Source organism: Rossellomorea sp. ABR4_004, assembly GCF_056159585.1.
In genome coordinates this window covers 2,062,021-2,088,151 of record NZ_JBSWVM010000001.1, presented here as the reverse complement: position 1 = coordinate 2,088,151, position 26,131 = coordinate 2,062,021, and the positions used below count along the sequence as shown (strand labels likewise).

Genomic DNA, 26,131 nt, shown 5'->3' with positions numbered 1-26,131 from the left:
CACCGCTAAGAGAATTCTTAGCGGTGTTTTTAAGATGAATATTGGAGGAAAAGAGTATGTCATGGGAATTCAAAGCAAAACAATGGCTTTCAAATGAGTCTTTAGATACTGAATTAAAAGAACAATTAATAACTATTCAAGAAAACCCTAAAGAGTTAGAAGAATGTTTTTATCGTAACCTAGAATTCGGTACAGGTGGAATGCGAGGAGAGTTGGGTGCAGGAACCAACCGTCTAAACATTTACATGATTCGAAAAGCGACTGAAGGTCTTGCTCTATATATAGAAGAACAGGGACAATTCGCTAAGCAACAAGGACTAGCTATCGCATATGATTCTCGTCATAAGTCACCAGAGTTTGCATTAGAGGTAGCAAAAACGCTTGGACAACATGGGATTAATTCATATTTATTTGAAGAACTCCGTCCGACACCCGTGCTTTCATTTGCTGTCCGCCAATTAAATGCTTTTGCGGGTATTGTTATTACGGCCAGCCATAATCCATCTGAATACAATGGATATAAGGTGTATGGCCAAGATGGTGGACAGATTCCTCCAGAGATGGCTGACGAATTAATTCAGTATGTGAACAGTGTTGAAAATGAGCTGGAAATAAAGGTTGCTGACGAAACTGATTTAGTAAGTAATGGAACTCTTACATATATAGGGGATGAAGTGGATAAAGCATATCAAAAAGAATTACTTTCCATTCGACAAAATGCTAGTGTCATCAAAGAGACTTCGGATGATCTTAAAATTGTTTTCACTCCTCTTCATGGTACGGCAAATATTCCAGTAAGAGAAGGTCTCACTAATTTTGGATTCAAGAATGTTACGATTGTGAAAGAGCAAGAATTGCCAGATCCGGATTTCTCAACAGTAGAATCTCCTAACCCTGAAGAACATGCTGCCTTTGAATTGGCTATTCAGTATGGTGAGAGAGAAAATGCTGATATTCTAATGGGGACAGATCCTGATACGGATCGTTTAGGGGTTGCAGTTAAGAACGCTGAAGGCAAATACGAAGTGCTAACAGGAAACCAAATGGGAGCTTTGATGCTACACTACCTTTTGACTCAGAAAAAAGTGAATGGAACAATACCTGAGAATGGAATCGTGATTAAAACGATTGTTACTTCTGAAATCGGGAGGGTAATTGCTGAGAGCTTTGGGATTTCTACTCTTGATACACTTACTGGCTTTAAATTCATAGGAGAGAAAATCCAGCTGTTTGAAGAAACGGGTGAGCATACATTCTTATTCGGTTATGAAGAAAGCTATGGTTATCTGATTGGAGATTTCGTACGTGATAAAGATGCTGTTCAGGCAGCCATTTTTGCTGCAGAAGTTGCGGCGTATTATAAGTCACAAGGTAAGTCTTTGTATGATGGTCTAATGGACATATTTGAACAGTATGGATATTTTAAAGAATCCCTTATGTCATTAACGCTTAAAGGAAAAGCGGGTGCTGAACAAATCGCTGAGATTCTCGCTGATTTTAGAAGTAATCCTCCTAAAGAAATTGCGGGTGTAAAGGTGGCTACCATTGAAGATTACAAGACTTCAGAGAAGATTAATTCTATGAATGGTATGAAAGAATTGATCAACCTGCCTAAATCAAATGTAATTAAATACTTCCTGGAAGATGGTTCCTGGTTCTGTGTACGCCCTTCTGGAACAGAGCCGAAAGCCAAGTTTTACTTTGGAGTTCAAGGCTCATCTCTAGTAGACAGTCAGCTGAAACTTCAAAATCTAGAAGAAGCTGTAATGGAACGGGTAAACGGAAGGGTCACTAATTAATGTAAGTGATGGGGTAATCCTTAAAGGGTTACCCTCTTATTTTAGTTATTTAAAAATTTCTTATGGAGAATAGGACGAGAAAATGTATTCAGTTCAAAGTTACAAAGATCGTACATTTAATATATATGAATTAAGAAGTGAGAAATCCGACAGTTGGCTTAAAGTATGTCCAGAGCGTGGTGGAATTATCACTGGGTTTGGGGTTAATGGTCAAGAGCTTTTGTATCTAAACAAAGAAACGTTTTATAATAATTCTTCTAATATAAGAGGGGGTATCCCGATTCTCTTTCCTATGTCGGGGCAGCTGTCAAATGGACAGTATGAGTGGGATGGGAATGTATACTCAATGCCTAATCATGGTTTCGCCCGTAACCTACCGTGGAAAGTAGAAGAGGTTAAATGTGATCCTCAACAAGCTTCTCTTACAATCTCACTTTGCAGTACCCCGGATACTTTAAAAATGTACCCATTTGAATTTGATATCGAATATACATATATCTTAAGAGATAATGCGCTAACAATTAATCAAAGGTATCACAATAAAGGCGGAACTAAATTACCTTTATATGTTGGCTTTCACCCTTACTTCTTGTCCAAAACGAAAGAGATAGATATTGAGTCTGATGCTACAAGATACTATGACTACAATACACACACAGAAAATGCCTTTTCTAAGGTTTTAGATTTGAAAGGATTAAGTGAAGCAGTGGTATTATTAGATGCCAGTAGTATGGAGTTAAAAGCAAAACTCTCAGATTGTACTATTACTATCAAAGCGGACGAAAACTTTAAATACATTATGTTTTGGACTCAAGAAGACCATGATTTTGTATGTATTGAACCTTGGATGGCTAAGACTGATGAGATGAATAGGAAAGAAGAACTTCAATGGATCAAACCGGGAAATACACTGGAAACAAATGTGATTATTTCTGCGAACTAAAAAGATAAACTGGTGGAAACTTATGCTATGTATTTCACTATGATTCTAATACGCGAAAAATTATAATTTGTACTCGTGTATTGTAATAAAAATTTACCGAAAAAGACTTCAAAGTAGAGTACCCCTTTCTTTGAAGTCTTTTTATTATGATTTGACTTTAATTTTGGGTTCAGACCCCCAGCCATCTAAAGTGCATAGCGTCAAAGTATTAAATTGAAGAGGGAGGGATTTTGTGTAGCTGGTGGAGGGGTGTGATCGCTAGAATAAAGTTGACAGTTTTTGCTTGATAAGATTTTACACTTTTGCTCAATCACCTACTACTTTAATAAAATCGATCGTGACGTTATTTTACTAGAGGTTAGGATTTTGGAGGAGAAGTTAGTGTTATATGTAAAGATTCATGAACTACGTAAAAGAAAATTTGAAAGTAGCACAAATCGCTAAGGAACTTAAGATCTCCAGACCCACTGTATATTAGAAATGACATTTGATAAAGCAAGAGCATACACGGAACAGCCTTTGGTGATTTTGCTTGCGACCTTCAGGGGCGGAACCTAAGATTAAGTTTTAATTTAGTGGGGTTAGGAACTCTTTAGAAGATAGTCAATTGAAGTTAAATCAACTTAAAGGAAGAGCTAATGTTAAGAATTAATAACATGTTGAATGTTCCGAGAATTTATTTGTTTTCCAAAACAATTATCCCTTAGAACAGATTCACTACCTTATTTTTCATACCTTGAAGACAGACATTAAGATTACTCAACACATCACAAATGCAAATTCCTATACCCTAAATAGTCTCCCATGCTTCTATGCATTTAATAACCACTAAAACCACAATGAAAATCCAATGGGAAAAGCATACATCCTTGGTAACAAAACCACCCTTCACTCATCTCCATCAGTCATGAGAAAATAAATTCAGTATCTCTTAGAACGTTTAACCAATAAGAGAAATAGTTTAAACCATTGACGAAACGGGAAATTAATATCAACTGGAGTATTATTTTCGATTAATTCTGATAAAAGATCTTATTAAATTCATCTCTGTTCTGACAATCTTTTTAACTACCATTACTTATAATGAGTTTATACAGTTCAGTTCAATAGCTCCAATTGATTAAAAACTGTTAGGGGTGCTTGAATGATGAAGAAGGAAGGCAACTTTATAGTAGGTATGTATTGGGGAACATTGCTTAGTATTCCACTCTGGGTTTCATTTTTTGGGTGGGTGAAGTTAGTTAAAGGTTTTTTCTATTAATATATTTTTTGAATATATATTGAATATAAAGACCTCCATTATACAATTAATTTTGTATAGTGGAGGTCTTTAATGCCGAATGAAAGGGTAAAATCAATCTATGTGACCTAAGACATCATCCAATTTCTTCATAACTTTACCCGAACATCACCCGGTATTTCCTACACTTTATAGTGCTTAAATCGATTTATAAAAACTTAGTAGGAGCCTAAATTGATTTGGAGTAACCAACAGTATAGGTGTATTATTTTATGCTGCCGGTACAGTAGTGCTAGATAGAACCTCCGGGAATTTAGTTCCTGTAGCCACAAATCGCTCTCTTATCCTATTGCAGGTTTTCGCTAATTAGTTCCCTGTTTCAACCGCCATTTCGAACAGGACTTGGAAGCTGCTTTTTCACCCAGTCGCAAACCACAAATGCTCATAATGATTGAACATATCACCCTTGTTAGTGTTGACTTTATTGCAGAAGGGAGAGTGTCCTTTGGTGATAGATAGCTGGATATGGGAATTGGGTTCTTGATAGGGAATCCTTTCCTATTTTTGTTACAGTACCATAGAGGCCCTTCCTGCCAAAATTTCTGAATAGGAAACCCTCCGGATTTTCGCAGCTTATCTTCAACTGCCTTTGAAGTCGCCCTTTCACTATCAAGAAAGCTGACTTTTTTAGCTTTTAATCTGGTAATCTCTTTTTTCTTGGACTTCATTCAGACGGAGAACCTATATTGGAAAGATGTTTAATAAGTCTAAGGTTGCTTATTCCCATTCAAAACCTATTTTATCACCTATGCCAACGACTCTCCCCATACTTCCCAGCCTCCACAAAATAAGACTCCACCGAAGTATACCCAATACGATAAAACCCTTCACCAGGCTCCCAAATCCGATAAGCATCCAAACTCTTAGTATATTCATCAGAGAGATTGTCAGGTACGGGATATGTGTCGTCGTACTCCAAATGCTCAAACTCTTGAACTGGGAGGTAATAGAGGGCAGATTGTATGGTCCCGTCTTCAACCAGCTTTTTCAAGGCTTTCCCTGAAGTGGCATGGTCTTTGTGAGGATCGTTGTAGGTTAACGCATGATGTCTGGCTTCAGGATATCGTTCGTTCATTTCTTTCATGATCTCGATGACATCATCTTCCTTGATTTCGCCATCGGGTAGGTCATATACGAAAACGTTCTCTGGCTGGACTCCCAATTCTTCAACGGATTTCTTAAATTCTTTCACTCTTGAGTCACCGAACTCTTCTTTAGAAATAGGTGGCAAATTTTTTTCTCGTAAGTTTTCGTTGACTTTATTAATGGATTGGCTGGCTTCACCGTGTGATAGCAGCACCACGGCTACTTCATTTCCCTTGTCGATTTGACGAAGGATGGAAGGCCCTAAACTTAGAGTTTCGTCGTCTGCATGTGGAGCGTAGAAGACAGAGGTATCAGGTTCTTTTTCAAAAAGAGTGCAACCGCCAAGGAAAGCGGATAATAATAAAATGAGAGATAGATAGACAACTCGCATGTGGACCTCCAGGTGAGAAAAATAGTTAAATCTTTACTAATTGATTCTATCAAAGTTTTGGGGGCTGGTGTATACTTTCATAGTAGGAAAGTATAGAACGTGAAGTGAAAGGAACGGAGTATGGAACAAGTTCAACAAACAGAAAAACAGGTACTAGTGAAAAAGAAAAAAAGAGTCTATTCCCTTGATATGTTGAGAGGGATTATTGTAGCATTATCCGTGTTTTTAAGTACGATTCCTTATGGGAAGGTGGACTACCCTTATTTCCGTCATGCGGATTGGTATGGGGTCACTTTGATTGATATCATTTTACCGACGTTCATCACCATTTTTGGTGTGAGTATGGCGATTGCGTATCAGCGCGGGGTGAAGTGGGGGAAGATTTTAAAGCGGACCGTTCGCTTGATTGTGTACGGTATCATTTTTACAATCATTGTGGAATGGACGTTGGATTTCCCGACTATTCGACTGACCGGTGTATTACAGATGTTCGCACTTCTGGGAATTGTTACGGTGGCGATCACCAAGTTTGTACAATCTCCTTTGAAGTTAATGATGATTGCCTTGTTGGTGTCGTCGGTGTATGGGGGGCTCATCCTATACACAGGTCAATCGTGTGAAGGAGGGTTGCCTCAGCCGGAATGCAATCCTTCACATGTGGTGGATAGTGCTGTGTTTGGGGAGAGTCATTTGTATCATCATGGCGAGCGGGGGTATGACCCTGAAGGGCTGGTCACCAGTTTGTCGGCCTTATCGAATGTCCTCTTCGGATATGCGTTTGGACGATTAATATTGACCCGTAAAGAGACAGGGGCATGGCGGGAGTTATTAGGGATAGGTGTTCTATTGATTGCCGTTTCTCTCGCTTGGGATCATTTCCTGCCATATAACAAACGTTTATGGACTCCTGCGTTTGCTCTATTGGCAGCTGGATTCGCAGCTAGTATGCTATCGATTCTTTATCTAATATTCGATAAACGAAAAGTAGACGCCAAAGAGTCGGCGCTTAAGCCGGTTGTTTGGTTCCTGGAAGCCTATGGACGGAATAGCTTCTTGATTTATTTTGGTAAATTCATGCTCGGTTCTGTGCTGATCCATCTTTCAGTCAGGGATGACGGTATAGAAAAATCGCTTTCCAGGGTCATCAATGAATGGATGGCAACGTTTGCCCCTCATCCCCAGCTGGCTTATGGCTTATTGAACCTGATTTTCTGGACAATCGTTGCATTTGTCTGTCATAGGAAAAAGTGGTATTTGAAAGTATAAAAGAAAGAAGGTCTGTCCCTCTCATTGAGGGACGGACCTTCTTCTATTTCTGATTTAAAGTCTTTTCAAATATAAGGCTGGCATAGGTTCTTGTGTATTTCAGAATGGTTTCTCCAACCTCTTCAGCCGGAAAATCAAATAAAGGTTGGAACAGCTCTTTATTGCTCTCTGTACCGAATGCGTCGACAAAACGGTACGTTAATCGAAGTTCTGTGAAGGTCGTCGTAAAGTATATTTCCAATTGTGTAACGAGATCATTATTGGATTCTTCACTCTCGATCTGCTCTTGATAAAGGGGGATTAGTTCATCCATTTCATTTTCAATGCGTACTTGTGCGCGATTCATAAGCTGCGAAACACCGTCTAGGTTAGGATATTTTTCATTTAACAGAAGTGGCTGCAGAATTCCATGAAGAGCTTTGGTTGATTCAACATGAAATACAATAGCCTTCACCAAATTTTTTGTGTATTCTTCCTCTGCTGATGAGCTTTTCATCGTTAGAAGTAATTGATTATTTACCTCTTCACGAAGCTCGTCCTTATCAAGGTGTATGACTAGTTTTTTATAGATGGTAGCAACTGATTGTGTGAGGGACTCCATGGGTAATGTGCCTTCTTTCTTATGTAAGGATTGAAATATGATACTATTTTACCATTAAAATACAGAAAATTCTATATATTATTCTGGGTAAAAAAACGCGCTCTAAATAGAACGCGCTTCGTACAGCTTATTGGTTGCCTTCCAGGACTGCCCAAATGTCCTTCTCTACTTTAGGTTGTATGGCTTTGATTCCGCCAAGGATCTTAACATCATATGTGTAAGCAATCATCAGGTCTTTGATTGCTGGATGTAATCTGTCCGGAGGAGTCAATAATAAAGGCTCACCGATATGTGCTGCAAGGGCGGAACCTGTTAATGCATCGGCAAATTGAGTACCGGTTGCAAAGAACACCGAACCAGTATGGACGTTGAACTTCTGAATGATGCTGGCGTTCGTTTCATAGCGATTCATACCGTAAATTCTTGTTGGATGGTTTAATTTATTCATGATGGACTGACTGATGACACCTGTTCCGCCAATGACGTAGTTTTTCTTATATGTGTTCGCTTGAGCAAGGGTGGAAGCAGGGATTTTGTCCTTCTCAGATAACAGGATCGGATAGCCCTCTTGTGCAGCGATGGAAGCAATGGAAAGGGCATCAGGGTAGTTCTTTCCACTTACGACAAACGCTGCATCATGATTGGGAAGAGACTTAGAAATGGCAACGGCTGTTTCATAACGATTGTTTCCGCTGATACGGGTAACAGAAACCCCCAAATCTTTAATTTCCTCTACTACGTTATCAGATATTACGCCTGCGCCCCCAAGGATGGTTACTTTTTCGACATCCAATTCTTCAATTCCTTTTTTGGCTGAAGAATGCAGAGTTTGCTTGGAGGTTAATAGAATGGGAGCACCCTTATGGTAAGCAAGCGGTGCTCCGGCCAGGGCATCAGGATAATTGGTACCGGTAGCTAAAATCATTTCATCACTACCTGAATCCCAACCCTTTAATGCAACTTGTAGAGCCGTTTCATATCGATCCGCCCCGTAGATCCGTTCTACATTAGGCTGGAGATAGAACTGAGACACCATCAACGCATATTCTTTGTCTACTCCCAAATCACTTTTATTCTTAACAGAAACATAGTAAGTTCCAGACGTGGATGGGTAAAGGGCAGAATATCCTTTTTCTTCATTAACAAAGAATTCGTTGGGTTCAACTGCATTTTTATTCTCATCATATAAAGTGATTTCCATTGGGATACTGGTCGTTTCCTGCCAAAACCAACCGTATAAAAACAATGGATTGTCGTTATCCAGCACTACTTTATATATATCGACATCATCTTCAGGAAGGGATCCTTTTACATAGGTGGGATTGACAAGATCGCCGGCCGTAATATCATTTGCTGCGTCAAACGTATTATTTGGTTCTTCTTCTGATAATAATTCTTCCTCTTCATCACCTAAAAGCTCCACTTTTTGTTGTAGTGTAGCTGCTGGATTCTCTGCAAATGCAGACGCACTAAATAAGCTGGATGCCAGCAAGGCGGATCCAACCGAAATAATAAACCTTTTCTTCATCTTTTTCCCCCATTTTGTTATTCTCTCTATTTTTGTGAAATCTTGTATAATACCATTTTATCACAATGATATTTACTATTTTAGGAGGACATAAAAAAAACGCGCTCCTCTAGTGAGCGCGTTCGATATTATTCTATCCCTTCGATAATGGACCAAATCTCGTCTTCAACCTTAGGCTGGATCGCTTTCTCTCCACCAAGGATCGTCACACCGAATGTATAATCCATCATTAACTTCTTGATTTCAGGATGTAACTCATTTGGAGTGGTCAGTAACAATGGCTCTCCCCAGTTAGCTGCTAGAGCAGAACCTGTTAACGCATCGGCGAACTGAGTGCCGGTGGCAACGAAGACAAAGCTAGTCGGAACGTCAAACTCGCGAATGATATTTGCATTCGTTTCATAACGATTTGCACCTGCTATCCTCGTCGGATCGTTTAGCTTCTTTGTAACTGTATTACTGATGACACCGGTCCCGCCGATGACATAGTTCATCTCGTATGTTTTTGCCTGTGTCAGCGTTGCAGCAGGGATGCTTTCTTTATCTGATAAAAGAATCGGATATCCGTTTTGTGCTGCGATGGACGCAATGGATAGGGCATCTGGGTAATTCTTTCCGCTGACGACTACGGCTGCGTTATTGTTTGGCAGCTTTTTTGAGATGGCCACTGCCGTCTCATAGCGGTCCTTGCCGCTGATACGTGTAACAGATACATCCAGCGCCTTTAATTCCTTCACTACATTATCTGAAATGACACCTGGCCCTCCAAGGATCGTCACCTTATTTACTCCCAATTCATAAATGGCTTCCTCCACGGATGGGTGAAGGGAACCCTTCGTAGTTAATAGAATAGGGGCATCTCTATGGTACGCAAGCGGTGCACCGGCCAATGCGTCAGGGAAGTTGTTTCCTGTAGCCAGGATGATTTCATCTGTCCCGAATCCCCAGCCCTGTAGTGCAATTTCAAGGGCGGTTTCATATCTATCTTTACCGAATATCCGGTCTACGTAAGATTCAAATAAGAATTGTGACGCAACGACTACATATTCTTCCCCAGTTGCTGCATTCTTCTTATCCTTCACAGACATATAATAAGTACCTGGAGCAACCGTGTAATCAGCCATTAATCCATCTAACACATCTGTGCTCATTTCGTTTGGTTGAATCACATTCTTATTCTCATCATATAGAGTGATATCTAATAGAATCCCAGGGTTTTCATCCCATGATCCCCCGTATATAATCAATGGATCTTCAGTGTCGACTTGAATCTTATACATATCCACATCATCTAAAGTGAATGTCCCCTTTACGGCATCCTCAAGAAGGATTTCATTGGAATTCGTAAACGTATTATTCGGTTCTTCCTCAACGAAGAAACCATCACGGTCGTACCCTAAAAGCTCCATCTTTTGTTGAGAAGGGCTTTCCGCTAGTACAGATGTGCTGAATAAACTTGAAGCAAGTAACGCTGAACCCACTGAAGCAATGAACCACTTTTTCATCTTTCTTTCCCCCGATAATAATCTTGTTTTTAAGCTGATGTCTATGGCAATCCCGTACCAATATTTCATAACATCTAGAATAGTATAATTCCGTTTAGAACATTTGACTAGATAGTTCCAGATAAATAATTTTCGCCTTTTTTTGACATTAGTGAAAGGGGTATTTGAATGGGGGAATAGGGAGAAAATTAAGGGTGTTTTACATTTTCATGACCGAATAGAATCCGTTTAGGATTTTTGCTATACTTACATGAGTGAAAAAGTAAAGAATAACTCTCCATACTGAAAGGGGAACAACATACATGAGCAAGATCCTTGTCACAGGCGGTGCCGGATTTATCGGCTCTCATATTGTAGAAGAATTGTTAAACAAAAATAAACAAGTGGTAGTGATAGATAATTTCTCAATGGGTTCAATGGATAACCTACCGAAGGACGATAGGTTAACAGTGGTAGAAGGAGATATCTCTTCAAAAGAGACTATTGAAAAGCTATTTCAAGAACATCAATTTAAGAAAATCTTTCATTTAGGTGCGATTGCCAGTGTGGCGGCTTCAGTAGAAGATCCACTTCATACCCATCAAACCAATTTGGAAGCGACTTTATATTTATTGGAGGAAACACGCAAACAAGGCGGAATGGAGCGGTTTGTATTTGCTTCTTCTGCAGCGGTGTACGGAGATGAGCCAACGCTTCCTAAGAAAGAAACATCGACGATCAGACCATTGACGCCATATGCCATCGATAAATTTGCCTCTGAGCAATACGTACTGGCATTCAGCCGCTTGTATGATATTCCAACAACGGCGGTTCGATTTTTCAACGTCTTTGGAAACAGACAAAATCCATCTTCACCGTACTCAGGTGTGGTATCGATCTTAACGGATAAATTCAAACAGCTGGTAAACAATGAAGAAATATCCTTTACTCTTTATGGTGATGGGGAGCAAACGAGAGATTTCATCTATGTGAAAGATGTTGTGCAGGCGAATCTTCTCGTGTCGGAAGATAAAGAAGCGATCGGTAAAGTATTTAACGTCGGTACAGGCGACTCTACAAGCTTAAACGAACTGATCGGAATGTATGAAGAGATTACAAATACTAAACTTCCTATCGAACAGCTGGAAGAACGCTCAGGAGATATTAAAGAATCCTACTCTGATATATCTGAGCTTAAATCTTTAGGATTCGATCCAAAGTTCAGTATGAGAGAAGGACTTTTGGAGTATTGGAATAAAGAAAACGAATAACGAAAAATGCCCGTTTCTACAACAGAAACGGGCATTTTTGTGTCGTTTGAAGGAAGGGGTATTACAAAAAAGGGGTAAATATGACGAATTTTGTTACATAACTGTAAAATTATTTTGAAAATTTTAATGATAAGATAGTTTTTGTAGATTTATAGAGAAGGGGAATTGAGAAATGTCAAATTATCGTAAACCTGTATCTATTACTTTCGTCACGGTAGTAAGCTTCATGTTCCTATTATTTTTCCAGAACCCTGCATCAGCTGCAGGTACACAGATAGATCGAGTAAGTGGTGTGGACCGGTATGAAACTGCAGTTAAAGTTTCCAGAGAAGGGTGGAGCAGTGCCAATACCGTCGTCATTGCAGTGGGAAATAACTTTCCGGATGCGTTAGCGGGTGCACCGTTAGCAGACAAATATAATGCGCCAATTCTATTAGTAACAAAAGATGGCGTTCCTTATAGTGTGAAAGAAGAGTTAAAACGATTAAAACCAAGTAAAGCATACATATTAGGTGGAAGTTCTGTCATTTCAACTTCAGTCGAAGCTCAGCTTAAGAGTTTAGGTATTACCAGTACAAGAGTGGGAGGGGAAAACAGATACGAAACAGCGGCAAAAATCGCTGCATTAGTTGGTGGCTCCCAAGCCATTGTTACATATGGAAGGGATTTCCCGGACAGTCTGGCCATTGCTCCTGTTGCTGCCAGTAAGTCTATGCCGATTCTTTTAACAGAAAAGAACCATGTCCCTGAAGAGACAAAGAAAGCGTTAAGTAAATATAGTTCCTCTATTCTTGTAGGAGGTACAGGTGTGGTAAGTGACGGCGTTAAGAATCAATTGCCAAGAGCGACCCGTATTTCAGGGAAAGATCGATATGATACGGCAACAAAAGTCGCTGAGAAATATTACTCTGCTTCAAATAGTACAGTCATTGCTACGGGAGAAAGTTATGCAGATGCATTAACCGGGTCCGTTCTTGCAGCCAAAAAAAGCTCACCTGTCATGCTGATTCAATCGAATAGTGTCCCATCTTCTGTGAAGTCGACAGTTGATAAATTAGGTATTAATCAGTTTACGATTATTGGTGGAACGTCCGTGATTTCTGAGAAAGCCCAAAGTCTTTTTGGTTTTGATACAGATGGTTTAATCAAGACGGCGAAACAATATATAGGAACACCTTATAAATGGGGTGGAACGACTCCAAGTGGTTTTGATTGCAGTGGGTACTTAAACTATGTATATGATAAATATGATATCGATCTCCCTAGAACGACATCAGACATCTGGAATTTTGGAAGCCGGTCAAGCTCTCCCGCAGTTGGAGATATTGTCATGTTTGAAACGTACAAGCCCGGCCCGTCACACGGTGGAATCTATATAGGGAATAACCAGTTCATTCATGCTGGTAATGATGGAGTAGAAATCACAAGTATGAGTAACGTATATTGGAAGCCTCGTTATCTAGGAGCAGTGAAGGTTGTAAATTAATAGAATGATAGAAAAACTGTTTGTCACATGGCAAGCAGTTTTTTTCTATTTACCCGATTCAATAGTCCTTAAACATTTTCTTTTAAATATATTGTTTCCAAATAGATTGTTAAATTTCAAATTGTTAAAAGTAAAGTTATGTTGATTCTCGCTGCAGGTACTCGACTCACGCCCCGCTAGAAGCGAGAACCTGAAGGGGAAATCAACCAGCACTCGTTCTGAGACAATGTTTACAAATAAAGTTTATATAATAAAACGAATATGAAAAACAATAGTAAAAATATATTATTTTTTCTGAAAATAACGTCTCCTTTTATTGACTAAAGAACTAACTGAGATTAAAATGGAAATTAGAGTTCGAATTTTTCCATAATTATATTTTTTTGGAAGATGCGGAGTATTTCGGACCACTACTATTAATCTATCAAGGGGGAAAAGGGATTGACGTTTAAGAAAAAGGTATTTTCGGTTATGGCCAGTGCTGCTTTGGTAACTTCATCATTCGCTGGAATCACAGCTTTCAATCCTGATAAAGCAGAAGCTGCTTTACAGGAAACGAAAAAGTTCAAAGTTTCGAATTTCTCAGAGGTTGTGGCACTTTCTATGAGTGAGCAAGCTGTTCAAGAGCTTGTCATCGTAGGTAACGGTAAAGTAGATGCGACTAGTCAATTAGAGAAGCTTGGCGTTAAGGTAAAACAGAATTATAAGAACTATGTTTACTTAGCGGATGTACCTACACGCAAAGTGATGGAAGTTCTTGACCTTAAGAGTGTTCGTACAGTGGGTAAAAATGCTGAAATCGAATTAGGCGAGGTCAAGGATCCTGAATTAGCCGTGAAGGATCAAAATAAAGTCGATGAAGATGCGGTTGTAAAACCAAATCAGGCAGAAACTCATGCTCCAACGGGAGTGGATGATTTTCACGATAAGTTTGATGGTAGTGGCACACGTATCGGAATCATTGACTCAGGTCCCGATCCGGGTCATGAATCCTTTACAGAAGGTCTTGAAGAAGGAACACGTAAATATGGGGATTCCAAAATTGTGGCAGTAAGAGACTACACGATTTCAAACCGTCAACTTGCTTACGGTATCGAAGAGCGTTATAAAAAATATCTAGGTGATGGAATCAACTACCTTTCAGAGGGCGATGTATTTTTTGATGGCGGACATGCTGAGGGTGACTCCATTACAGTAGGAGAAACTACATATAATACAGCAGGACTTGACGCTTCCGATGACAAATTTTTCTTCGGGAAAACGGCATTTGAAACAAATCCATATCCGAAAACAAATCCTAACTGGACGAACCAGGATTTGAATGCGGATGGAGTGAATGGAAATTCGGATAATTTCGCTGTTCTCTTGGTAGGGGATAAAGTCTATATCGATACAGATATGGATAATGACTTCACGGATGAAACTGCTTATGCAAACAATGAAACAGGTACATTTGATGTGAATGTGGAAGATGAAATGCTTGGAGCAAATTTCCGAGTGAATGATATGGAATTGAACTGGTTCGGTGCAGGTCTGAAGAAGATCAATCTATTCACTGACTTCAACGGGCACGGTTCACACGTTTCGGGTATTTCTGCCGCAAACGGTCCGGCAAAAGCGAATGCCTTCGGTGCCGTGGCTGGTGAAGGGGTTGCCCCTGGAGCCGAGCTTGTCGGTATGCGCGTGTTCAAAGCAGCTGGCGGAGCTCCTACATTCAGTATCCAAAAGGCTATGGTCGATGCTGCGCTTCCTGAATCCGAAGGCGGATTTGGCGTCGATGTTGCAAACTTAAGCTTAGGTTCTTCACCAGATTTAAATGATGGTTTAGGATCCTATGGAGAATTAATGACAGTCCTAAGTGAAGATACAGATATCGTATTCGTTACATCTGCTGGAAATGCCGGGCCTGGTGCAGACACAGTCGGATCACCTGGTGACGTAGCTCCTATCATTTCTGTTGGTGCTCATATCACGGCTGACATGTGGGCAAAAGAATACAATTCCTATCCATATGGTAAAAATGCAGACGGTACTCCTAAAGAAGGACAAGGATTATGGTACTTCTCTTCTGTAGGGCCGAACGAAGCTGGGAATCAAAAGCCTGATATCGTTGGACCTGGATCTGCATTTGCTGCTCATCCGGTACAAAATGGACCGTACGTTGTGATGCAGGGTACAAGTATGTCTTCACCATATGTTGCTGGAGCTGTAGCATTGCTGAAATCTGCAGCTGAGAAAGATCGTATTCCATTTAATTATGAAATTGCCCGTGAAGCATTGATTAAAACGGCTAATCATTTGGATGGGTACAACCGTGCTCAAGAAGGTGGCGGATTGATTGATGTTCCGGCAGCTTATGAGTATCTGCGCAAGAACTTCATCACAGATATTAAAGATGTAGACGTGACGGTCTATCACGGAGAGAAAGTGTCCGGCGGTCCGGGTCTATATGTAAGAAATAAAGAAATTCCGGAAACAGTTGAAGTATTAGTAGAGAACAAGACGGATGAAGATAAGAGCCTGGATGTATCTCCAACTGGCGATTGGATTAATCCATCAGTTTCAAAATTAAACCTTAAGGCTGGAGAAAGTAAAACGATTACAGTTGATTACGATTCTTCGAAATTAGAAACAGGCGTAAATGCTGAGACATTAGTCTTTGATGATGCGTCTACTCCTTATGTAGAAGCTAGATCAGCTCAAACAATTGTTACTGGATATGATTTTAACCAAGAAAATCGTTTCCGCTTCCGCGAAGAAGGTGAAGTACAATCTTCTCAAACAAAAGGTTATACATTTGACGTAAAACCTGGTGTAAGTGAAGTTCGTTTCTCACTAAATGCAATCAGTGAAAATGATGATTATAAAGGCCGCGTACGCGCGATCGTCTTTAATCCTGACGGAGTGGAAGTAAGTGAGTTCCAAGGATATGCTGGATACGGTGCCGGTGGATTGGGCGTTGAAGATCATGTATTCAAGTCTCCTAAACCAGGGGTATGGGAAGTACATGTATACGGAACTTCCGGACCACAAGCTGGTAAGGAGGTAAACAAATACCAACTTGAAGCTGTTGTTCAGGATGTAGTCGCTCAACCAGGTGAAATCGATCTGGGTAATGTTGCATCGGATACTGAAATGACGAAATCTGTAACATTCTCAAACTACTTATCTGAAGCGAGAGAAGTGAAGGTTGTCGGTGCACCATTCAGCACGCCTAAGCTTTCTTCCGAGAAGGTAGAAGTACCAGGTAACAATGCATTTTACTACAAAGATATTAAAGTGAAGAACAACGTATCTTTAGAAGTTCAAACTTCAAACCCATCACATGCTACTGATGACGTAGATCTATATATCTTTGATTCTAAAGGTAACCAGGTAGCTTACTCTGCAGGTGCGACATCTGATGAAAAAGTTTCATTGACTTCTTTACCGGATGATACGTACACAATTGCCATTGAAGGCTATGCAACAATGGATCCGACGACAACTCTTGATCTATCAGTCAATGAGTTTGGCGTACTGTCCCCTGGTGAAAAAGGGAAAGGGAAAGTAGAAGCCAATGCTTCACAAAACCTTAAAGTTGGAAAATCTTTAACTACTGATGTTAAGATTACAACTCCTTCAGAATCAATGAGTTCAATCGGAGCCGTATACCTTTTAGATGCGAAAACGGACGAAGTATTATCACTGCTTCCAATCAAGGTAGACGGTGACATCATCAATGAAGTATCAGGTCAAGACCGTGTCGGAACTGCGATCGAAGTTTCCAAAAAGCTTCATATGGATGGCTTCGCCGATGACCATGAATACAAAACTGTTATCCTTTCAACTGGATACAACTTCCCTGATTCATTATCTGCAGGTCCATTAGCATCCGCAATCGATGCGCCAATCCTACCTGTAGGCAGCAATGGGAAGCTTTCTAAGGAAGTACTGAATGAAATCGAACGTCTTGGTGCAGAAAATGTGTATATCCTTGGTGGAGAAGGTGTCGTATCCAAAGAGGTATTCACACAATTGAACAGCATCTCAATTAATTCTTCTGATATCGAACGCTTAGAAACAGATGGAATGCCAAACCGTTACGGTACAAACCTTGCCATCGTTTCGAAGCTTCAAGAGCTTGGATTCAAAGGAAACGGTGTATTCGTTGCAACTGGTAAGAACTTTGCAGATGCTCTAAGTGCTGCGGCCATTGCCGGTGCGAATGATATGCCAATCGTTTTAACAGATGGAAAAGATTTATCTGCTGAAGCGAAAGCCATTCTTGAAGACGAGAAAGTCTATGTGCTTGGTGGAAAATCAGCTGTTCCTGAAAATGTAGTAGCTCAAGCTAAGAAAGTAGCTGTCGATGTTAAAGTACTTTCTGGTGTGAACCGTTATGGTACACTGGCTGCAATCCTAGGAGAGTTCGCCAATAGCACAGACAAGTTATATGTTGCCAGCGGTAAGAACTTCCCAGACGCGTTATCTGCTGCACCACTTGTAACAGATAACTCAGGATTATTATTACTGACAGATCCAAACGGATTACCGAAAGAAGTAGATGCGTTCTTAACGAAATATCTGTACCAGAACAAAATCACTTCTGTCACTGTACTTGGTGGTAAAGGTGCAGTAGGTGAAGGAGCAAGAGAAGACCTTCAAGGAAAAGTATCAAACTAATAGAGTTTAATAGGGTCACCTGCTATTTATAGCGGGTGGCTTTTTTTTATTTTCTCTACCAAGCACAAGATTCCCCGGGAAGGAAGTCAAGCCTTCTCGATGTTCTCTCTTTCTGGTCTAAAGTTGAAAACCAGATCTACTAAATTCCCTCACCATACAACTCACACTTGATTGACAGAGCCCAGGCAGGAGAGCTATTGGCAAAGAGGGTTGTTTATACTTGTATCTTGCTTAAAAAGTTGATTGCAGCAGAAGGATGGAAGCGCAGCTGAGGAGGACAACCGTCAGCCCCGCGGAAAGCGAGCATCCTGTAGCAGAAATCAACTAATGCTTTCTTATTTAAAATGGCAACAGATGCGAAAAGAAGTTTTTTAATATAAACATAAAGGTCTTTCAGCCTATTATTCTGAAAATTTCTTGAATTCATGGACAGGCCTTCCACCATCTTATATACTTTTTACAGATGATGTAAATGACATTCAACTGAGAGAGGAGTGGCTTAATGAAAATGAGAATAATCACTTCTATTATCTTCTTATTTGGTTGCATCCTGCTTCCAAACGGATTTGCGCAGGCGGATGATGAGAAGAAGGTTCAACTTTTGGTGGTTCACAAGGATCAAAAAGGTGAAGTGTCGACACAGTCTTCGGATACGGAAGAAGGGAAATTAGAAGTCATAGAAGTTCCTGCTAAAGACGTTCCTGGAACTCTATCCAAATTAAATAAAAATAAAAACATAGAATATGCAGAGGTCGATCAGCTCGTCTACACACAAGCTGCCGCGCCAAATGATACATATTTTAATAATCAATCCCAAGACTTTCAGGTAATGAAGGTTTTGGAGGCCTGGGAAAATTACAATCCCATAGAAGAAGTCACCGTGGCGATTGTCGATTCAGGTGTTGATTTGAAACATCCTGAGTTGCGCAGTAGATTAATAGAAGGAAAGAACTTCATTAATGAAGGTGAGCCCCCCGTCGATGCGTCAGGACACGGGACCCATGTTGCTGGTCTTGTAGGGGCTGTGACCAATAACAAGATGGGGATTGCTTCTGTTGCTGAAAAGGTGAAGCTCATGCCTGTCAAAGTGTTTGAGGGTAAGACCACCTATATGTCAACGGTTATTCAAGGCATCCGTTATGCAGCGGACAATGGAGCTGATATCATCAATTTGAGTCTCGGCAGCTATAGTAATATGCAAGCACTAGAGGATGCAATTGATTACGCTGTGGACAAAGGAGCTTTAGTGGTAGGTGCGGCAGGTAACGATGATGAACACGCGGTTCTTTACCCGGCAACTTACCCGGATGTCCTGGCTGTAGGAAGCGTGGATTCTGCAACATTGGCTAAATCGACGTTTTCAAACTTTGGGGCCACAGTAAATGTATCTGCCCCGGGAACGAACATTTTCAGCACATGGATGGGTGGCTATGAGACATTGGATGGTACCAGTATGTCAACAGCCATTGTAAGTTCGATTTCCGCCATGGTTAAACAGCAATACCCTTTTCTAAAAGGTATGCAGGTAAAGGATGTTCTTGAAAACTCCACTACCCCATTACCTGAAGTCGAAAGGCTTGGAACGGGTTTGATCAACGCAGAAAAAGCGCTGAGCTATGTCCAAACAAAAAATCGTCACTACGGACTGACTTCTGTGGAAACAGCTGTAGAAATATCTAAGAATGGCTGGACCTCACTACAGGAAGAAGAGTTGACGATCGATGGCAACAAATTGTATGGATCGTTTGTTGTCTTAGCAAGCGGTGATTCCTTCCCGGATAGTTTAGCAGCTTCCCCGTTGGCATCTCATTTGGATAGTCCGATTCTATTGGTTAAGAACAATCGATTAAGTGAATCCGTCAAGGAAGAACTGAGAAGGTTGAACCCTTCTCATGTTTTGATGATCGGAGGAAAAAATGCCATCTCTCATGAAGTGGAAAATGAGATTAAGAATCTATCAATCGAGACAAAAAGACTATTTGGCGTGGACCGTTATGAAACGGCCGTAGCGATCAATGACGCGATTCCATACACAACCAACAAGGCATTTGTCGTCTCGGGTCAAAACTATCCTGATGCCTTGTCGGTCGCTTCCTATAGTGGCAGTATGCAATATCCTGTACTCTTTGTTGAAAAAGAGAAGGTTCCACAGTCGGTTCGTACGTATATGAAAGAGAATGAAATTTCCAAGACGTACGTGATCGGCGGTCAGGGTATCCTTACAGATAAGATGGTTGATCAATTGCCGGGACATTTTCGAATTTACGGTCTGGATCGTTATGAAACCAATTATAAGGTTCATCAGACGTTCGCTACGGAAGATTCGGATTCAGTCTATTTTGCCACAGGAGGGAAATTTCCCGATGCCCTTAGCATAAGCCCGCTGGCTGCAAGGACCGATAGCCCGGTTGTATTGGTGGATCAGCAACCTAGCCCTTACTTACAAAAATCGATAAATGTATTTTCCAATAGGAACAGTTATCATATTTTAGGTGGACCGGGTGCTTTATCCATAGAAAAAGCATGGGAAATTGATCATTATATGATGAACGAGTGAGATAGAGAGGATTCCTCTCTATCTTTTTTTTGCCAATGAAGGGTTATAGTTTACTAGATACTATGATAAGATGGAATAAAATAACATTAAAAGGGGAACGCAATGAATCTAAAAATGAAGAAGCTTGTATCCGGAATAGCAGCGGTGGCACTTACTGCGACACTGGCGAGTCCGATCAATTCGAAGGCAGCGGGGTATGAAAACCCATCAAAATATGAAATCAATAAACTGTTGACGGAAGCAGCAATGAAGTATGACGTTCCGGCAGAAATCGTGAAGGCAATAGCTGCAGAAGAGAGCGGTTGGAAGCAGTTCACGGCAGATGGAGAACCGAATATTTCGGGTGATGGCGGGATCGGGATCATGCAGGTCACTGATACAGCAGGCTATGACGTTGAACGTTTGAAAAGTGACATCGCCTTCAATATCGAATCAGGTATCAAAATCCTGAACGAAAAGTGGGAGCTTGGTGAGAAAGGCATAACCAACTGGAATCGCTCTACCAGCATCCCTACTGTCGGAGATAATGAGCGAGACGTTATCGAGAACTGGTATTTTGCCCTATTAGCTTACAATGGACAAGTGCAGGAAAATAGTCCGATCAAAATGGCGACAGGTGAAAGGAACTTCGGAAGCTATCAAGAACGGGTGTATGCAGAGCTTGTAAGTGGGAATCCTGGTATTTTCAAGAATGACAGAGTCGAGTTTTCTTTTGCCAAAGAGGATTTTACCTATACAGGAGAGCCAAACTATTATTTATTATTCGATAAGAAACAGTATGAGGTGGATGGTCTTGCCCATACGACAAAACATACGTATCAAGCAGGTGACCTTGTGATTTCTGCGGATGGATCACGTTTTAGAGAACAGCCAACTTCTGAGTCCAAGGAAGTGTCTGCGAAACTTCCAAGCGGTGAAACGGAAGTGCTTGAAATCCTTAAAGGGTTTGAATACGATCAATCCAAGAATCCGAATCACTTCGTCTGGTACAACGTCGAACGTGAAGACAATAAGCAAGAGGCATACGTTGCTTCAAGCGAACTAAATAAGATCGGTGAACGACTTTCAGGGACCGATCGAATCAAGACAGCCGTGGATATTTCACAGGCTGGCTGGGAGCAGGCTGAAACGGTCGTTCTGGCACAAGGATATAACTTCCCGGATGCATTAACGGGTGGCCCGCTTGCTTATAAGAAGGATGCGCCACTCCTATTAACCGACAAAAATAAACTGACTGAATCAACGAAAAGTGAAATCGAACGTTTGAAAGCTTCCAACATCATCATTCTAGGTGGGGAAGGGGCAGTCAGCAAGGGAGTCGAAGATGCTCTTACAGGAATGGGATTAAAAGTTGAACGAATCGGTGGGATCGATCGCTACGAAACAGCACAGCTTATTTCAGAGCACGTAAATCCGAATCCGGATAAAACCATCATTGCTTCAGGCAAGAACTTTCCGGATGCTCTTTCAGTTGCGCCATATGCTTCTGTCAAAGGGTACCCGATCCTTTTAACAGCGAAGGATTCTGTTTCATCTTATACGAGTCAGGCTCTAACTGGAGTGAATAGCACGATCGTTGTCGGAGGGGCAGGAGTCATCAGTGATGGCGTCATGAAAAAGGTGAAAGCTGAGCAGCGGGTAAGCGGAGTGGATCGTTACGAAACGTCCCTTGAGATTGCGAAGAAGCTTCCCCTGGCTAACCCAGAGGAAAAAGCTCTTCTCGCAAGCGGTAAAAACTATCCTGACGCGTTATCGGGATCAGTGTTGGCTGCGAAGCAAAAGGCACCACTTCTTCTATCTAATCCGGAACAACTGCCAACAAGCGTCAACAACTTTATCGCAGCTAAAGAATATAAAGAGTTCTTCCTGCTCGGAGGACCAAGTGCAATGAATGTGGAAGACGAGCTTGGAGATTTATACAAAAAGCTGTATTATTAATATAGTAGACTTCAATACTAAGACTCTATCGATCATCGGTAGAGTCTTTTTCAATTAGATTATTAAACAGAGATTACATTTATGTAAGATTCTATTTTTTTAATCTATTTCATGATAAAATTATTTTTCGTATTGATCTTCGATTTGAAAGGTGAAAAACATACATGAAGACTCGTAATGACTATAGACAGCGGATGAGAAGAAGAAAGCGATTCTTCCGCATATTTCTTGCACTTTCTTTCTTAGGACTAAGCATTGGAACAGCGTATTTTCTCTACCAGTATCAAACCGGAAAAATGAATGCCGGTAAAACACAGGCGGCATCCGAAGAGATTCCTGAGTTTAATGGTAAAAAAGATGAACACGGAAAGATAAATGTGTTACTCCTCGGATCGGATACGAGAGGTGAAGAAAAATCACGTACAGATACGATTATGATTGCTCAATATGATCCTGAAAAAGGTGAGGCCAGATTGGTATCATTGATGAGGGATATGTATGTAGATGTTCCGGAATACGGAAAGTATAAATTGAATACTTCCTATTTCCTTGGAGGGCCAGAGTTACTTCGTCAAACGCTGAAAGAGAACTTCGATATAGATGTACAATATTATGCGTTAATGGACTTTAAAGGATTTCAGAAGGTTGTAGATGCACTGGCACCGGATGGAATCGAAATGAATGTAGAAAAGGAAATGTCCACAAACATTAATGTGACACTGGAACCAGGATTGCAAAAATTGAACGGTAAGGAATTACTGGGCTATGCCCGCTTCCGCCATGACGCGGAGGGAGACTTCGGCCGCGTTAAGCGCCAGCAGGAAGTCATCAATGCTTTAAAAGACGAGATGCTGTCATTAAACGGCGTATCCAAAATCCCTAAACTGATGGGGACAGTCTCACCCTACATCGAAACGAATATCGGATCCATGGACCGCATCAGTCTTGCAAAAGAATTTGTCCTGAATCCGGTTGATAATATCGAAACAATGACAGTACCGATCGACAATTCGTTTGAAAATGCCCGATATGAAGGTGCGGGCGCTGTGCTAGACGTAGACCTGGATGCGAATACTGAAGCTTTAAAAGACTTTTTGAATGGGAAAGAACCAAAGTCGTATGCAGAGTATGTCGAGGAAGAATCATTGAGTGACGATGCCGTGGCTGAGGACTCGACTGGTGTGGAGGATACCTATGAGGACTCGACAGAAACTGAGGATTCTGGTATTTATGAGGACTCTACAGAAGCAGAGGATTCAAGTAGTTACGAGGAATAGAGATTAAAGTTCGAACCCATGGAGTAAGTCATGCTCCGTGGGTTTTTTGTAGGTGTTAAGTATATTGAGGCATCATGCGGGTATCGGTAATGAAAATTCGACACGGAGGATCAATTAATTGAAATAGGGATTGATTAATCATATCGAGGATTGAAAAAGCTGAAGCAGGATCAATTATCGTGAACCGGGATCAATCACCTCCCGATCAGGATCGAATCCCCCGCGACAACCACTCCTTATCCCAAGTTCACCAACTTGATCGGCGTGCAATCTAATCAAATGGCATATTCCCAGCTGAAAAATGGACAATCTTAAGCTAAACGCTTACAAATGAAAGGATTTTATCAAACGCTACTGCTCAATAGGAGAATCCAAGTGTGAAAGTTACGCTTTTTCAGCTACGGGTCATTTACCTGTTAACGGCGGAGGGAGCTTGAGGCAGAAGGGCTTGAAGCGTACGTATGGAAACACAATTCGACACGGAGGATCAATTAATTGAAATAGGGATTGATTAATCATATCGAGGATTGAAAAAGCTGAAACAGGATCATTTATCGTGAATCAGGATCAATCCCCTCCCGATCAGGATCGAATCCCCCGCGACAACCACTCCTCATCCGATATTCAACCCCCGGATCGGCCATCAATCCAATCAAACAGCACATTCCCAGCTGAAAAAGGACAATCTTATGCCAAAACCACTCCAGGATTGAATGAAAACTGGCAAAACGGTCACTATTCTATAGATGGTCTGACAGTTGACGGAGTTTCTAGCTTCAAATTGCGTCGATATCCGTGTACCAGGTACAACTCCCACGAAATGTACCAGGTACAACAGCCTCCAATTGTACCAGGTACAAACAAACTAGCCACTCCATCTCCCCCCAAAAAAAATCCCCTCAATATCATTGAGGGGATTTTTTCAATCGACGCATAACAAGCTCGCGTATACCATTAATATTCAATGCCAGTACCACCGCGCCATAAGCTACGATCCCGACGGCAATTTGCACGATAAATCCGAAGATGCCACCAATGGACAATGCCGGCCAAACAAGAAGCGCCATCACACCAGTCGCAACAAAGATCTTTCCGACCTCCTTGAACGGAAACGTGAGCGGGAAAATCTTCTTCCCGATTAAGGCACTCAACAGTACCGATACCACATATGAAATGATGGTGGCATAGGCTGATCCGAATATACCGTACTCTGGTATCAATAGTAGGTTAAGGACTACATTCAGGGCAGCTGCAGCCAGCACAGGCCAAATCTGAAGCTTCGTATTTTTACCAAGCTGAAAAGCAAGGTCGAAATAGTACATTTTAAAGCCTTGTATAAAGATCGCAAGGGCAATCAGTGAAAAGATTGTCGCTGCTTTTCCCTGATAGGATTCCCCCAGGAAGATCCCGGTAAAGGAGTCGCTCAGCATGATCATTCCCGTTGTCGCCGGGACCGATACAAGTAATAGCAGGGACGTGTTTTCATTCAATTGTTTCTGACATTCTTTGATTCCGCCTGTTTCAAGGGCCTTGACCACAAGTGGGTAAGCGGCCAGGTTGATGATCATCATCAGTAAGAACAGAATTTGTTTGGCAAGGTCGTATGAAACGGCATATATTCCGACAGATGCCTTGTCCATTAACCAGCCTATCAAGTAACGGTCTGTATTCAGGATGATGGCTTCCATCGAAAGAGCTGCAATAAATGGAATGGAATACTTCACGACTTCTTTAATCATGTCCCGGTCAATCAACTTAATGTCAATTAAGTGAAGGTACTTCGGAATAAAGAAGACAATCGACAGGAAGATCCCGATGATCAGTCCAAGGATGATTCCTTCTGCCCCGAACCCGAAGAATTTGATCAGAACGACAGCGGCGATAAGGGATAAAACCACTTTTAAAGCTGTCACAACTCCGAATAGTTTCGACGAAAGCTCTGAACGCAAGTATTCAGTGAATAAGTCGAACATGCTTTGCATGGTGAGTAATCCAATCCCCAGAAACCATAACAGAGCCATTGAATGAAATGGAGTATAGACAATGAAAGCTCCTGTACCCAGGAAAACAGTCAGGATGGTCATGGAAATGAATGTAGCTGTGATCGAGCTGATGAACATGGCTTTCTGATTGCCTTCGTATTTAGGGTTATAGCGGAGCAATCCTAATCTAAGCCAGTGGAACAAGGTAGTGTTCACAAATGTTACAGCCGCAATAACCAGTGCGTATTCACCGTACTCACTTGGTGATAGTAGACGTGTATACAAGGCGATGGCCACAAAGTTGATGATCCCGGGCACACCTTTAGATAGAAAATAGATAAACGTATGTTTAAACATGGAAATACCTCTCTGAACGGACAATTTTTATCACTGTGATTTAACAAAATTTATATAGTTTTTACAAATAAATTCAATTTAATCGCTTTTTATATTATGATAAGAAGTATCAAATCAATTAGTATATTATATCACAAACGATATTATTGAATAGATTTCTTTTGGCAGTCGATTTTTAAGAGCTTGTCAATCATGTCAGC

The 26,131-nt window shown here is 41.0% G+C and carries 16 protein-coding genes; 10 read left to right on the top strand and 6 right to left on the bottom strand.

Features of this window, described 5'->3' with window-relative positions:
- The first annotated feature begins 56 nt into the window (after nucleotides 1-56).
- Both ACXAF2_RS10535 and ACXAF2_RS10530 read left to right on the top strand, forming a co-directional pair.
- A complete protein-coding gene (locus ACXAF2_RS10535) occupies nucleotides 57-1,799 on the top strand; it encodes a phospho-sugar mutase (protein ID WP_475138569.1) in 1,743 nt (580 codons plus the stop codon).
- 82 nt (nucleotides 1,800-1,881) lie between these two features.
- Entirely contained in the window at nucleotides 1,882-2,742 is an 861-nt protein-coding gene (locus ACXAF2_RS10530; protein ID WP_475138567.1) for an aldose epimerase family protein, read from the top strand.
- A gap of 2,042 nt (nucleotides 2,743-4,784) precedes the next feature.
- On the opposite strand, the gene ACXAF2_RS10525 is transcribed toward ACXAF2_RS10530, so the two are convergent.
- The gene (locus ACXAF2_RS10525) at nucleotides 4,785-5,519 is read right to left on the bottom strand and encodes a PIG-L family deacetylase (protein ID WP_475138565.1); all 735 of its coding nucleotides are present in this window, start codon (nucleotides 5,517-5,519) and stop codon (nucleotides 4,785-4,787) included.
- 120 nt (nucleotides 5,520-5,639) lie between these two features.
- On the opposite strand from ACXAF2_RS10525, the gene ACXAF2_RS10520 reads away from it, so the two are divergent.
- Nucleotides 5,640-6,785 carry a heparan-alpha-glucosaminide N-acetyltransferase domain-containing protein gene (locus ACXAF2_RS10520; RefSeq protein WP_475138563.1) on the top strand — a complete coding sequence of 382 codons (1,146 nt, stop codon included), beginning with the start codon at nucleotides 5,640-5,642 and terminating at the stop codon, nucleotides 6,783-6,785.
- A 43-nt stretch (nucleotides 6,786-6,828) separates the two neighbouring features.
- Here ACXAF2_RS10520 and ACXAF2_RS10515 read toward each other — a convergent pair whose 3' ends face one another.
- The 3 genes from ACXAF2_RS10515 to ACXAF2_RS10505 form a co-directional block, all read right to left on the bottom strand.
- A complete protein-coding gene (locus ACXAF2_RS10515; protein ID WP_475138561.1) occupies nucleotides 6,829-7,386 on the bottom strand; it encodes a hypothetical protein in 558 nt (185 codons plus the stop codon).
- Between the two features lie 127 nt (nucleotides 7,387-7,513).
- Nucleotides 7,514-8,914: a cell wall-binding repeat-containing protein gene (locus tag ACXAF2_RS10510; protein ID WP_475138560.1), complete on the bottom strand. Its 1,401-nt coding sequence runs from the start codon at nucleotides 8,912-8,914 to the stop codon at nucleotides 7,514-7,516.
- A 128-nt stretch (nucleotides 8,915-9,042) separates the two neighbouring features.
- A complete protein-coding gene (locus tag ACXAF2_RS10505) occupies nucleotides 9,043-10,419 on the bottom strand; it encodes a cell wall-binding repeat-containing protein (protein WP_475138559.1) in 1,377 nt (458 codons plus the stop codon).
- Nucleotides 10,420-10,721: 302 nt separating this feature from the next.
- On the opposite strand from ACXAF2_RS10505, the gene ACXAF2_RS10500 reads away from it, so the two are divergent.
- From ACXAF2_RS10500 to ACXAF2_RS10490, 3 genes are all read left to right on the top strand, one after another.
- A complete protein-coding gene (locus ACXAF2_RS10500) occupies nucleotides 10,722-11,669 on the top strand; it encodes an NAD-dependent epimerase/dehydratase family protein (protein WP_475138557.1) in 948 nt (315 codons plus the stop codon).
- A gap of 172 nt (nucleotides 11,670-11,841) precedes the next feature.
- Nucleotides 11,842-13,155: a cell wall-binding repeat-containing protein gene (locus ACXAF2_RS10495; RefSeq protein ID WP_475138556.1), complete on the top strand. Its 1,314-nt coding sequence runs from the start codon at nucleotides 11,842-11,844 to the stop codon at nucleotides 13,153-13,155.
- 441 nt (nucleotides 13,156-13,596) lie between these two features.
- Nucleotides 13,597-17,820 carry a cell wall-binding repeat-containing protein gene (locus tag ACXAF2_RS10490; RefSeq protein WP_475138554.1) on the top strand — a complete coding sequence of 1,408 codons (4,224 nt, stop codon included), beginning with the start codon at nucleotides 13,597-13,599 and terminating at the stop codon, nucleotides 17,818-17,820.
- A gap of 214 nt (nucleotides 17,821-18,034) precedes the next feature.
- Here ACXAF2_RS10490 and ACXAF2_RS10485 read toward each other — a convergent pair whose 3' ends face one another.
- Nucleotides 18,035-18,247, bottom strand: a complete 213-nt coding sequence (locus ACXAF2_RS10485; protein ID WP_475138553.1) for a hypothetical protein — start codon at nucleotides 18,245-18,247, stop codon at nucleotides 18,035-18,037.
- Between the two features lie 75 nt (nucleotides 18,248-18,322).
- On the opposite strand from ACXAF2_RS10485, the gene ACXAF2_RS10480 reads away from it, so the two are divergent.
- The 4 genes from ACXAF2_RS10480 to ACXAF2_RS10465 all read left to right on the top strand — a co-directional run bounded on the left by ACXAF2_RS10480 (nucleotide 18,323) and on the right by ACXAF2_RS10465 (nucleotide 24,529).
- Nucleotides 18,323-20,377: a S8 family serine peptidase gene (locus tag ACXAF2_RS10480; protein ID WP_475138551.1), complete on the top strand. Its 2,055-nt coding sequence runs from the start codon at nucleotides 18,323-18,325 to the stop codon at nucleotides 20,375-20,377.
- Between the two features lie 102 nt (nucleotides 20,378-20,479).
- The gene (locus ACXAF2_RS10475; RefSeq protein ID WP_475138550.1) at nucleotides 20,480-22,315 is read left to right on the top strand and encodes a cell wall-binding repeat-containing protein; all 1,836 of its coding nucleotides are present in this window, start codon (nucleotides 20,480-20,482) and stop codon (nucleotides 22,313-22,315) included.
- Nucleotides 22,316-22,479: 164 nt separating this feature from the next.
- Nucleotides 22,480-23,592 carry an LCP family protein gene (locus ACXAF2_RS10470; protein WP_475138548.1) on the top strand — a complete coding sequence of 371 codons (1,113 nt, stop codon included), beginning with the start codon at nucleotides 22,480-22,482 and terminating at the stop codon, nucleotides 23,590-23,592.
- Nucleotides 23,593-24,148: 556 nt separating this feature from the next.
- Entirely contained in the window at nucleotides 24,149-24,529 is a 381-nt protein-coding gene (locus ACXAF2_RS10465; RefSeq protein WP_475138546.1) for a hypothetical protein, read from the top strand.
- Here the strand turns inward: ACXAF2_RS10465 and ACXAF2_RS10460 are convergent.
- Nucleotides 24,498-25,931 (bottom strand): oligosaccharide flippase family protein, encoded by a 1,434-nt coding sequence (locus ACXAF2_RS10460; protein ID WP_475138545.1) that lies wholly within the window; start codon nucleotides 25,929-25,931, stop codon nucleotides 24,498-24,500. The two genes, ACXAF2_RS10465 and ACXAF2_RS10460, sit on opposite strands and share 32 nt — an antisense overlap.
- Between the last annotated feature and the right edge of the window lie 200 nt (nucleotides 25,932-26,131).

Coding starts and splice junctions, on each gene's coding strand:
- ACXAF2_RS10525 (WP_475138565.1), bottom strand. CDS start 5,519: ATGCGAGTTGTCTATCTATCTCTCATTTTATTATTATCCGCTTTCCTT.
- ACXAF2_RS10535 (WP_475138569.1), top strand. CDS start 57: ATGTCATGGGAATTCAAAGCAAAACAATGGCTTTCAAATGAGTCTTTA.
- ACXAF2_RS10470 (WP_475138548.1), top strand. CDS start 22,480: ATGAAGACTCGTAATGACTATAGACAGCGGATGAGAAGAAGAAAGCGA.
- ACXAF2_RS10495 (WP_475138556.1), top strand. CDS start 11,842: ATGTCAAATTATCGTAAACCTGTATCTATTACTTTCGTCACGGTAGTA.
- ACXAF2_RS10515 (WP_475138561.1), bottom strand. CDS start 7,386: ATGGAGTCCCTCACACAATCAGTTGCTACCATCTATAAAAAACTAGTC.
- ACXAF2_RS10530 (WP_475138567.1), top strand. CDS start 1,882: ATGTATTCAGTTCAAAGTTACAAAGATCGTACATTTAATATATATGAA.
- ACXAF2_RS10485 (WP_475138553.1), bottom strand. CDS start 18,247: ATGAATTCAAGAAATTTTCAGAATAATAGGCTGAAAGACCTTTATGTT.
- ACXAF2_RS10500 (WP_475138557.1), top strand. CDS start 10,722: ATGAGCAAGATCCTTGTCACAGGCGGTGCCGGATTTATCGGCTCTCAT.
- ACXAF2_RS10475 (WP_475138550.1), top strand. CDS start 20,480: ATGAATCTAAAAATGAAGAAGCTTGTATCCGGAATAGCAGCGGTGGCA.
- ACXAF2_RS10505 (WP_475138559.1), bottom strand. CDS start 10,419: ATGAAAAAGTGGTTCATTGCTTCAGTGGGTTCAGCGTTACTTGCTTCA.
- ACXAF2_RS10460 (WP_475138545.1), bottom strand. CDS start 25,931: ATGTTTAAACATACGTTTATCTATTTTCTATCTAAAGGTGTGCCCGGG.
- ACXAF2_RS10510 (WP_475138560.1), bottom strand. CDS start 8,914: ATGAAGAAAAGGTTTATTATTTCGGTTGGATCCGCCTTGCTGGCATCC.
- ACXAF2_RS10520 (WP_475138563.1), top strand. CDS start 5,640: ATGGAACAAGTTCAACAAACAGAAAAACAGGTACTAGTGAAAAAGAAA.
- ACXAF2_RS10480 (WP_475138551.1), top strand. CDS start 18,323: ATGAAAATGAGAATAATCACTTCTATTATCTTCTTATTTGGTTGCATC.